Below are 9,511 nucleotides of genomic sequence, written 5' to 3' on the forward strand. Positions count from 1 at the left end.
ATTGAGGGAACGAGGTCAGGCGGCAGGAGCGTATTCCTCGGGGCGGGTGCGCAGGGCGGTGAGACGGCCGCGCTGGGCTCCGATGCCGAGGTGGGCCAGCGGGGTGCGGGCGTGCGGCCAGACGGCGAGGGCGCGGCGGGTGTACGCGCCCGGGGTGAGCAGGACGACGTCGGCGCCGGTCAGCCCCAGGGCGGCGGCCTGGGCGCGCAGCTGGAGGCGGTCGGCGACGACGCGCCGCGCGCAGCGCGCAGCGTACCGGGCCGCCGACGCCTCGCCCCATCCGGTGTCCCACAGCGGGCGGCGGGCTTGCGTGCCGTCCGGGCGCCGGAGATCACGATCCTCGTTTCGCAGGGCGAGCCTGCGGGGGATTCCGCCCCGGTTCTCCTTGTTCTGCATGTGCCGAGCATGGCGGCGGCCGGTCGACCCTGTCTAGCCCTAGCAGAATCTTGGCGGAATTCTGCACTCGTTCGGGTGATGTGGTGGCACGGTCCGTCTCGGCTCGGATAATGTGCCATATCCGAGGCGATAAACCGGACATGACGACAGGTCAGCGAACCGGTCCGCCGAGACGAGAGGAATCGAACGCCCGTGTCCCAGACCGACACGGTGACCGAAACGGTCCCGGCCGCCACCCTCTACGAGTGGCAGCGGCGCGCACAGCGTCACCTCGCCGACCTCATCGAGCACGGCGCCAGCAACGACCTGCCCCCACTGCTGTGGTCGCTCGCCCCGAACGGCAACCTCATCGGCACGGCCGACAGCCTGAGTTACACCCCGGCCATACAGCGCGAGACCGTCCGCCGGTGGGCCGACCACGTCGGCGCCCATGTGGACACCGAATACACCACCGACGGCCGCGAGGAGCTGTACGCCGGGTGGCGGGACGAGAAGCGCCGCACCCGCGGCTGCTTCCGCGCCACCATCTTCGTGCACCGCGAGGTCCCGCAGCCGGGGAATCTGTGAACGCCGCGGCCGCGCCTGCGGCGGAGGCAACTCCCCTGTGTCCGGGGCAGCTTGAGCTGTTCCGCGTGCAGGCCCGCCCGCACCTCACCATCGACTACGCCCGCCCCGACGGCGGCCCGCTCACGGACGCCGACTTCGACTTCCTGGCCCGGCTCGCCCGTACCGCTACCACCCGAAAGAGTGACTGACATGCCGTTGTCCGTACCGCTCCTCCTCGTACCGGGAGAGCCGGACCGCCACTACACCGTCCACCTGCACCGCGTGCGCTGGAGCGTCGGCTCGGTCTCCCGACAGCTCACCGCCGACCACCTCGCGGAGCTGAGGGCCAACGCCGAGCGGTGCCTGCGGATGGTCTCCGAGTGCATCGCCGCCGAACTGTCCGAGGCTGACGTCGAGGTCACCGAGAACCCCGACGGCTCCGCCGAGGCGGTGGCCCGCGTGCTGTGCACCGAGGACGAATGCGCCGCCGTCGCCGAGCGCTACCACCGCGACGCCGACGAGGACGTCGAGGCGGAGGCCGCCCGGAAGTGGGCCGCCACCCAGCTCCAGGACCAGACCGTCGAACTCCTCCAACTCTGCGCCGAGCTGGAGAAGACCACCCCCGGCAAGACGGCCACGGACATGCTCGCTGCCCTGCTGGCTGTCCAGCAGGAGCGCACCGGCGGCCAGGGCGACCGCGTCGTGCTGTGGCTGGACGAGGCCGCCGACCTGTTCCGCGAGTCCGGCCTGTTCCCCGACCGGACCCCGGAGGCCGTGCGGGCGGAGATGGAGCGCCTGATCCGTACCGGCCGCAGGCCGTACCCGGTCGAGTCCGAGGGTAAGACCCGGTTCGAGCCCCACCGCGTCACCGACTTCGACACCGCCCCCGACGCCGTGACCTGGGTGGGACCGGCCCGGGGCTCGATGACCCCGACGCTCACGGCGGAGGGCCGGGAACACCTGGACCTGCCGAACGCCTTCCACATGGCGCCCGAGCACCTGGTGCGCGAGACCGAGACGCTGGCCCGCTCCGTCGCTGCGAGCGAGACTCGCACCCTCGGCGTGCGGCGGCTCGCGGAGCTGTGCGGGGAGCTGACCAGCCGGCACGGCGCCGAACCGCAGCCCCGGCCCTGCCCGGGCGGGTGCACCGAGGACGACGACGCGGCCCACGACCTGGTGCACCGGATCGGGTACCGGCCCCGCGCCGTGCGGGCCGGGGAGGTGCGGACCGCCCGCATCGTCCTCGCGCCGGAGCGGCGGGTGGACACCCTTCCGGCCGAACTGCCCGCCGACGACCAGGCTTTCGTGCTCGTCTACCGCGAGGACACCCCGGGCCTCGCTCTGATCGAGGCCATCCGCGCGGGCGACGACGAGGCCGCTCGCGACGCCGTCACCGGCGCACTGCGCTGGCTTACCGCGGACGGGAAGTGACCGCCATGATGCTCACCTCCGTCACCCTGCCCGACGGCACCGCCGCCGTGGTGCACACCGCCACTCTCGGATGGGGCGAAGACCTCATCGAGAAGCGCGGACTGCCCGCCCTCTACCGGATCGTGCTGGACGAGCTGAACGAGGCCGCGACCTGCACGGCCGTACGGGAGCACGACGGCGGCGTGCTGGTGGAGTCGCTGCACGGCGGACCGGGCGTGCTCGCGTACGCGCTGGCCCTGTGCACCGCCCCGGAGTGCCGCGCGGCCGCCGAATCCTACGAGAAGGAGATCGGCGGCCCGCACCCGGGCATGGACTTCGAGCGCACCTGGGCCAGCAAGCAGCCCGTCGGCGACCATGACGACCAGGAGATGCTCCAGGAGTACCTGTCCGCCGAGATCCAGGACGTGAACCTCCACTGGCTCCAGCAGACCGACCCGGACGCGGCCCGGATCTTCCGGCCCGGCTGCTTCACCGACGGCCTGCTCGACCTCGCCCACCCGGTGCCCAGCCACGCGGCATTCGACCTGGGGCGGGCCCTTCAGCAGTACGCGGCCGCCAAGCGCGACGAGGGCCGGATGGACCGCTACGGCGCCCTGTTCGCCGGGACCGCCGACTACCAGTGGGACGCCTTCCTCCCCGCCGGCGCGACGACGGAGGCCGCCCGATGAGCAGTTCCGACGCCATCGCCGCCCACCTGGAGTGGCAGCCGTTCGCCCACCGGGCGGACTGCGCCAAGCCCGTCTGGGAGGTCGACCAGCAGACCGAGAACGACAAGCGGCGCCTTCGCCGGGAGGGGCCGGAGCACTCCTGCCCCAACGAGGAGTGCGGCCACCGCGACCACTACGACCGGATCACCCTGCGGGTGCTGTGCCGGTCCTGCGGCACGGCCCACCTGATCAGCGGCGAGGAGTACACCACCCGGACGACCACCACGGTGCGCACCGGGTACGGGCAGCCCCCGAAGCGGGTGGCCGGACTGTGGCTCTACCCCGGCCCGCCGCTGCTCGACCTGCGGGGCTACGACTCGCCCGGCGCCTACCTCTGCTCCCGCCAGAAGGTCGACCGGCTGTCGGAGGACGACATCGTCGGTGTCGTCACCGAGGGCCGGGGCAAGCGCGGCGGCACCGTCTATCACGCGGCCATCGGGCCCGACTTCCACCCGCCCGCCCGTGGCCTCTCGGGCTACGCGGACTGGGCAAAGACCAGCGGCGAGAAGCCGTTCACGTCCGTCACCGCGGCGGCGAAGTGGGTGGCGGCGGAGCTGGACGCGGCCGCCGCGACCGAGACGAAGGAGGACCAGGAGCAGTGAGCGCCACGGACCAGATCGACGGCACGGCCGTCGTCGCCGCGTACTTCGAGGACCGGATCGCCGAGGCGCAGAAGGAGGTCGAGGAGGCCCGGGCCGCACTCGCCGCCGCCGAGGCCAAGGTCGAGCAGCGGCAGACCGAGCGGGACACGTTCGTCCGGGACGGCTCGCTGCCCCCGGCCGCGTACAACAGCGCCACCGGCCAGCCGGAGTGGGCGCTGTGCCAGTGGGCGCAGACCCGCAGCGCCCGCGTCGCCTTCAAGGACCTGACCCCCGCCGGTGACACCACCTTCAACCGGCTGCGGGCCGAGGAGAAGGCGGTCCACCAGTGGCTGCGCGAGCACGGCCGCACCGTCCCCGCACCGTTCGGAGAGAAGGCATGACCGACCAGCACACCGCCGAGGACACGGTCCGTCGCCCCGGAGACGTTCCGGCCGGCACGCCGCTCACCTCCCTCGCGCAGCACCGCGCCGAGGCCGGTGCCCGTCTGCGCACCGAGCACGACCGCGACCAGGACGCCGTCGTCGGCGACGCCCTGACGCAGCTCGCCGTGGGCGAGGCGATCCGGCGGGCCGTACGCAGCGAGCGCGGCGGCATGGTCGCGCAGGCGCTGCGGCTCGGGGCGACGTGGGACCAGGTCGCGGCCGCGCTCGACACCACCGTGCTGGCGGCGGTCGACGACCTGCGGGTGTGGGCGGAGGGGCAGCGCACCCTCTACCACCAGCACCTCGCGGAGGACGCGGACGTGCTGGTTGGCCTGGACGAGGACGCGTTCGCCGAGGTGATGAAGTGGGTCGCGTTCGGCCTGGGACAGGCCGCCGTCGAGGCCCGCGACGCCCGCACAGAGCAGACGCCCCGGCTGCGGGCGGCGGTCGCCGGAGCGCCGATGGTGGACACCGTGGGCGAGCTGCGGGCCCTGCTGGAGCAGCTCCCCGACGAGATGCCGCTGTCCCTGGACGACCACCACCGCGCTCTGCCCGGCGAGCCGAACCAGGTGCACACCATCCACCCCCGGCTGGTCGCCACCGTCTCCGGGCTCGCCACCGAGGCGGAGAGCACGCAGCCCGGGCTGATGCTCACCCAGGTGTACGTGCCCTTCCCCGCCGAGGACGAGGAACAGGCCGCCGTCGCCACCCGCAGCGACCTGCCCGCCTACGGCGAACTCCCGCGCGCCGCCTACCACCTGGAGCGCGGGGAGCTGCGCGCCGGGCTGAAGGACGTCACTGAGGTGCTGGAGGAATTGGCGCACCTGGTGGGTGAGGTCGCCGCGGACTTCACGGAGCACGACGAGGACGGCTCGCAGCTCAGGGTCGAGGCGAAGCGGATCACCCACGCCGCTGAGCGGGTCGGCAAGCTCGCCGACACGGTGGAGGAGGTCGCCGAGTGACGACCGCCGAGGAGTACGGGACCGCGCTGGAGCCGGTGGAGGTGGTCGACGCCGAGCTGGTGGACGACGCCCCCGGCGCCGGCGAGGTCGCCGTGCACGACCCGGTGGCCGCCGTGCTCGCTGCGCTGGACACGAAGGCCGCCGAGGACCTGCACGACCGCCGCCCGCGCAAGACGAAGACCGGGTATGCCCGGGACTGGGAGCTGTGGCAGGAGTTCCACGGGTGGCTCGAAGAACAGACCGGCGCCCGCCTGCCGGACAGCGCCATCACGGTCGGCACCTACGTGGCGTTCGTGAAGTGGCTGGACGAGGTCAAGGAGGCCGCGCCCAACTCGATCGAGCGCCGGGTGACCGGGGTGGCCTCCGAGGCCCGCAGGCGTGGCTACGAGGTACCCAAGGCCGCCCGGGCGGCGGCCACTCAGGCACTCAAGCCGCTCAAGCTGGACGAGGAGCGGCAGAAGCGCGGCCGCGGGAAGGCCGCCGCGATCACCCCGGCCGACCTGCGGAAGATGAACACCGCGCCGCGCGAGCGCGCCCCGCAGCCGGACGCCCGGCGTCGCCAGGTGCTCATCGTGCCGGAGCTGGCCCGGCTGCGGGACCGGAGCCTGCACACCATGCGTTTCGCTATCGCGGGCCGCAACAGCGAAATGAGCAAGCTGAACGACACCGGCATCCGGCTCGTGGCGGAGGGCCTGGAGGTCCACGTGCCCAGCGTGAAGGGCCGCCCGGCCCGCGACGTCGTCGTCTCCTACGGCGAGAACGCCGACACCTGTGCGGTGCGCTGCTGGCTAGCGTGGCGTGAGGCCAAGCTCGCCGCCGGCGCGGCGCCCGCCGGGCCCGCGTACCTGGCCGTCGACCGGTGGGGCAACCTCGTCATCCAACGCCTGTCGCCCGACGGCTGCGGCCGGGCGATGGCCCGCTCCGCGAAGTATGCGGGGATGACGGGGCGGCGGATCACCGGGCACTCCGGCCGCCGGGGACTGGTCACCACCGGCCGCCGCAAGGGCAAGCGGTCGGAGAAGCTGCGGACCCAGGGCGGCTGGTCGAAGAACTCGCCGGTGTTCTGGGAGTACGTGGACGAGGGGGACAAGTGGGCAGACAACGCAACCGAGGGGATCGGCCTGTGAACAGGGAGTTGGGCGGAACGCTGTACGAGGGGACGCCGCCGGTGGTGGCCGTGCCGACCGGCCTGCCGATGACCGACGGCACCGTGCTCGCCGCGCTGGTCCTGGTCGTGGAGCCGGACGTGGACGAGACGGAGGTGAAGGACTTCGTCACCCGCTACCGCATGGTCCCCCGGGGGCAGGTCGCCCGGGCCGCGGACTCGCAGGCCCGCTGGACGCTGGGGGACGACGGGCGGGTGACGATCCAGCTCCTGTGTGAGGAGAGCGCCGCGCGCATCGTCATTCCCGCAGACCCGCGCATCCTTCTGTGGACGAACATGGCCCGGCAGGGCGGCGGCAGCATCTCCCTGATCGTCTCGCCCGGCCTGCCCGACACCGACCTGACGACCCTGGGCCGTCACCTCGGGCCGTACGGCGGCCCGTACTGGCACCTCAGCGTCGGCTGCATCCCGCTCTGACGCCCGATCACGCCCGCCCGGACGGCACAGGCCGCGGTGCCGTCCGGCGCGCACCCAGCGCAACCCCTCTCTTCCTGCCCGCGCCGGTCGGTGCCGCGGGGAGCGGGGGTCTGGGGGCCGGCGAAGGCCCCCAGCGGCCACCTTCCCCCGCCCAGTTGTCAGTGCCGTGCGTTGTGCTGTCTCTACGACTGTCGAGCATCTGGAGGTTCTCGTGACCACGCCTGTACCCGCGAAGTCGGAATCGCTGCCCGTGTATGAGCGCAGGGACATTCCAGCAGATCAGCAGCACCTGCGGACGATGACGGAACTCAAGAGCCAGCGGCTGAAGCCCGCTCCTGGCCAGGAACCGGTGGCGTTCGTGCGTGTGTACCGGCGTGGCCACGGGTGGGGCAACTTCCCGCTGTACGATCCGGCCGCCGCTGCGAAAATGCGGCCGCTGTCGGCGAAGCAGCAGGCTGCGAGGACCGCCCGCCGGACGTGCCCCAAGTGTGGCACTGTGCGCGATCACGTCGTGTACGGGCGGTGCGGGCCGTGCCAGGTGCAGGAGCAGCAGGAACGTCAGGCTCTGCAAGCCCGTACCTGCTGGAAATGCGGACGTGTCTCGCTGGCCCCGTTCCGGAGGGGCCAGGAGGAGCAGGACCGCTGCACACCGTGCTGGGTGCTGAGGCAGTTGCAGAAGCAGTTCGAGGCTGAGCGGCTGGCCGTGTGGCGGCGTACCTGCCCGGGCCGCGACTGCAACGTGGTGACGGCCACCGACGACGAGATCGCCGCCGTCCGGGCGGACTCCACGAACCGGGTGGGCTGGGTGCCGCGGTGGTGCCCACCCTGCGCCGAGCGCGACGCGCGGGAGCGCACTGAGCAGCAACGGGCACGCGAGGAATCCCAACGGCAGGCAGAAGAACACCGGCGCCGGCGAGTCACCGAACTGGTCGACTGGGCACAAACCCTCGTTGACGATCCGACCGTCGCCATCCTGGATTCGGAGACCACCGGCCTGGAGGAGGACGCCAGGATCGTGGACCTGGCCGTGTACAGCATGGGCGGGGACGTGCTCCTGGACACGCTCATCGACCCGGGCGTGCCGATCCCCGCCGAGTCGACCGACATTCACGGGATCACCAACCAGATGACGACGGGGGCTCCCTCGTTCACCGACGTCCTTCCGCGGCTGACGGAGGTTCTGGAGGGGCGACGGTGCCTGATCTACAACAAGTCCTTCGACGTCGGTCGGCTGCGCCACGAGCTGACCGTGCACCACCAGCAGGCCGGAGTCTCCGACCCGGCCGCAGCCGCGGCCGCCTGGATCAGCAGGCAGAACTTCGAGGACGTGATGCTGCCGTACTCCGAATGGTTCGGTGACTGGTCCGACTTCTGGGGGAACTACGCGTGGCAGCCCCTGTACGGCGGGGACCATCGAGCGCTGTCGGACTGCCGGGCCGTAGTGGGACTCCTGAAAGGCATGGCGAGGCGAGTCCACGCCGAGACTGCCTGATCCGCGTACGTGGTCAAGGGCGACTGACACGGCGAAGGCCTCCGGGACGTTCCCGGAGGCCTTCGCCGTACACGTAGGCGCGGTGTGACGGCTCGACTCGGCCCACCCGCTACATCGCCGAGGCGACCAACAATGTGGGCGCCAAGGGCGCTACGGCCTGGATGAGCAGGTCATCGCTCGCTGGGTTGCCGACCTGCTGTGACTCAGCCCGATGTCCCGGACTCGAAGTCCGGGACATCGGCGGCGGACAGGTCCGGGCGGGAGCGGTGCCAGCGCGCCGGGTGACGCCACCGCCCGGCACCGTCCCGGGCGACGTCGACACCGACCTCCACCACCAGCTCCGGGACGACCAGGGTGACGTGCAGACTCTCGCGTGAGCCCCACCCGGCAGAAAATGACCAGCCTGCCCACGGATGCCGGTCCCCGGCTGGGGTAAGGAACCCGGCGACTGACCGGCCCGAGACCTGCGGGAGCGTCGTACTGCGCCCGACGTAGCGCAGGTGCCCGACCGTGTCGTATCGGCCCAGCAGCAGCGTGCGCGGGGCAGCCGCCGGGCCCGTGTACGCCCCCACCACGGCGTCCTCGGTCACCCTGACCTTGTGCTTGCGCCACCCGCGCACGGACGGCTCGTAGACGCTCTCCAACCTCTTGAAGACCACCCCTTCGAGACCGACGGCCGTCCAGCTGTCCAGCCACTCGCGCACGGTGTCCGGGTCGGTGGTCGACGGGCACAACGCCCACGGAGCGGTGAGCCGGTGCTCAGCGAAGAGGGCTTCCAGGGCGGCCCGGCGCCGCCTGTACGTCCACCCGGTGGTGTCGGTGCCCGCCAGGCGCAGCAGGTCGAAGGCGACGAAGTGGGCGGGATACTCGGCGGCGAGCCGGGCCGCACCAGCGCCGCGCCGCTGCAACCGTCCCTGGAGCCGCTCGAAAGCGAGCCTGTCGTCCTCCCATACGACCACCTCCCCATCGAGGGCAATCGCGTCCGGGAGCTGCGAGGCGCCGGCACGCAGCTCAGGGAAGGAATCGGCGAGGGCCGTGCCCTGGCGGGAGCGCAGCACCAGGTCCCCGGCGTCCCAGGACAGAAGTGCCCGCCATCCATCCCACTTGACCTCTGCCGCCCACCCCGCAGGGAGGGCAGGATCGGACACAGGGGCGGCGAGCATCGGCTCGGGTAGCGTCCACATACGGCACCCCTTCCACCCGCGCAGGGTCAGCCCTCCACACGCAGCCCGGTGTCCGGGCGGCAGTGCGAGCATGCGAGCGCCCGCCGCGCCTCATCCCGGGAGATCCCCGCGGACCGCTTGCCCGCATTCCAGCAGCCGCCGGCGTGGACGGCCCGGTACTCCCGAAGCTGCGGCCAGGTGCCAATTG

At 72.3% G+C, this 9,511-nt stretch carries 13 protein-coding genes; 10 read left to right on the forward strand and 3 right to left on the reverse strand.

Features of this window, described 5'->3' with window-relative positions:
* Positions 1-15 precede the first annotated feature (15 nt).
* Entirely contained in the window at positions 16-396 is a 381-nt protein-coding gene (locus QC283_RS37560; protein ID WP_279566273.1) for a hypothetical protein, read from the reverse strand.
* A 192-nt stretch (positions 397-588) separates the two neighbouring features.
* On the opposite strand from QC283_RS37560, the gene QC283_RS37565 reads away from it, so the two are divergent.
* The 10 genes from QC283_RS37565 to QC283_RS37610 all read left to right on the forward strand — a co-directional run bounded on the left by QC283_RS37565 (position 589) and on the right by QC283_RS37610 (position 8,140).
* Entirely contained in the window at positions 589-963 is a 375-nt protein-coding gene (locus tag QC283_RS37565; protein WP_279566274.1) for a hypothetical protein, read from the forward strand.
* A 65-nt stretch (positions 964-1,028) separates the two neighbouring features.
* A complete protein-coding gene (locus QC283_RS37570) occupies positions 1,029-1,151 on the forward strand; it encodes a hypothetical protein (RefSeq protein WP_279566275.1) in 123 nt (40 codons plus the stop codon).
* Between the two features lies 1 nt (position 1,152).
* A complete protein-coding gene (locus QC283_RS37575) occupies positions 1,153-2,373 on the forward strand; it encodes a hypothetical protein (RefSeq protein WP_279566276.1) in 1,221 nt (406 codons plus the stop codon).
* 5 nt (positions 2,374-2,378) lie between these two features.
* On the forward strand, positions 2,379-3,041 hold the full coding sequence (locus tag QC283_RS37580; RefSeq protein WP_279566277.1) for a hypothetical protein: 663 nt from the start codon (positions 2,379-2,381) through the stop codon (positions 3,039-3,041).
* Positions 3,038-3,682, forward strand: coding sequence for a hypothetical protein (locus QC283_RS37585; protein WP_279566278.1), 645 nt, complete (start codon positions 3,038-3,040; stop codon positions 3,680-3,682). The genes QC283_RS37580 and QC283_RS37585 overlap by 4 nt, the downstream gene beginning before the upstream one ends.
* The gene (locus tag QC283_RS37590; protein ID WP_279566279.1) at positions 3,679-4,062 is read left to right on the forward strand and encodes a hypothetical protein; all 384 of its coding nucleotides are present in this window, start codon (positions 3,679-3,681) and stop codon (positions 4,060-4,062) included. Before QC283_RS37585 ends, QC283_RS37590 begins: the two co-directional genes overlap by 4 nt.
* Positions 4,059-5,066, forward strand: coding sequence for a hypothetical protein (locus QC283_RS37595; protein ID WP_279566280.1), 1,008 nt, complete (start codon positions 4,059-4,061; stop codon positions 5,064-5,066). The genes QC283_RS37590 and QC283_RS37595 overlap by 4 nt, the downstream gene beginning before the upstream one ends.
* Positions 5,063-6,193 (forward strand): hypothetical protein, encoded by a 1,131-nt coding sequence (locus tag QC283_RS37600; protein WP_279566281.1) that lies wholly within the window; start codon positions 5,063-5,065, stop codon positions 6,191-6,193. Before QC283_RS37595 ends, QC283_RS37600 begins: the two co-directional genes overlap by 4 nt.
* A complete protein-coding gene (locus QC283_RS37605; protein ID WP_279566282.1) occupies positions 6,190-6,648 on the forward strand; it encodes a hypothetical protein in 459 nt (152 codons plus the stop codon). The genes QC283_RS37600 and QC283_RS37605 overlap by 4 nt, the downstream gene beginning before the upstream one ends.
* Positions 6,649-7,306: 658 nt before the next feature.
* Positions 7,307-8,140 carry a 3'-5' exonuclease gene (locus tag QC283_RS37610; protein ID WP_279566283.1) on the forward strand — a complete coding sequence of 278 codons (834 nt, stop codon included), beginning with the start codon at positions 7,307-7,309 and terminating at the stop codon, positions 8,138-8,140.
* Positions 8,141-8,343: 203 nt separating this feature from the next.
* Here QC283_RS37610 and QC283_RS37615 read toward each other — a convergent pair whose 3' ends face one another.
* A complete protein-coding gene (locus tag QC283_RS37615; RefSeq protein WP_279566284.1) occupies positions 8,344-9,324 on the reverse strand; it encodes an ATP-dependent DNA ligase in 981 nt (326 codons plus the stop codon).
* A gap of 26 nt (positions 9,325-9,350) precedes the next feature.
* Complete coding sequence (locus QC283_RS37620; RefSeq protein ID WP_336620688.1) at positions 9,351-9,509, reverse strand: DUF6233 domain-containing protein; 159 nt, start codon at positions 9,507-9,509, stop codon at positions 9,351-9,353.
* Positions 9,510-9,511 lie beyond the last annotated feature (2 nt).

The sequence above is a fragment of the Streptomyces sp. DH41 genome (genome assembly GCF_029813785.1).
Classification (GTDB): domain Bacteria; phylum Actinomycetota; class Actinomycetes; order Streptomycetales; family Streptomycetaceae; genus Streptomyces.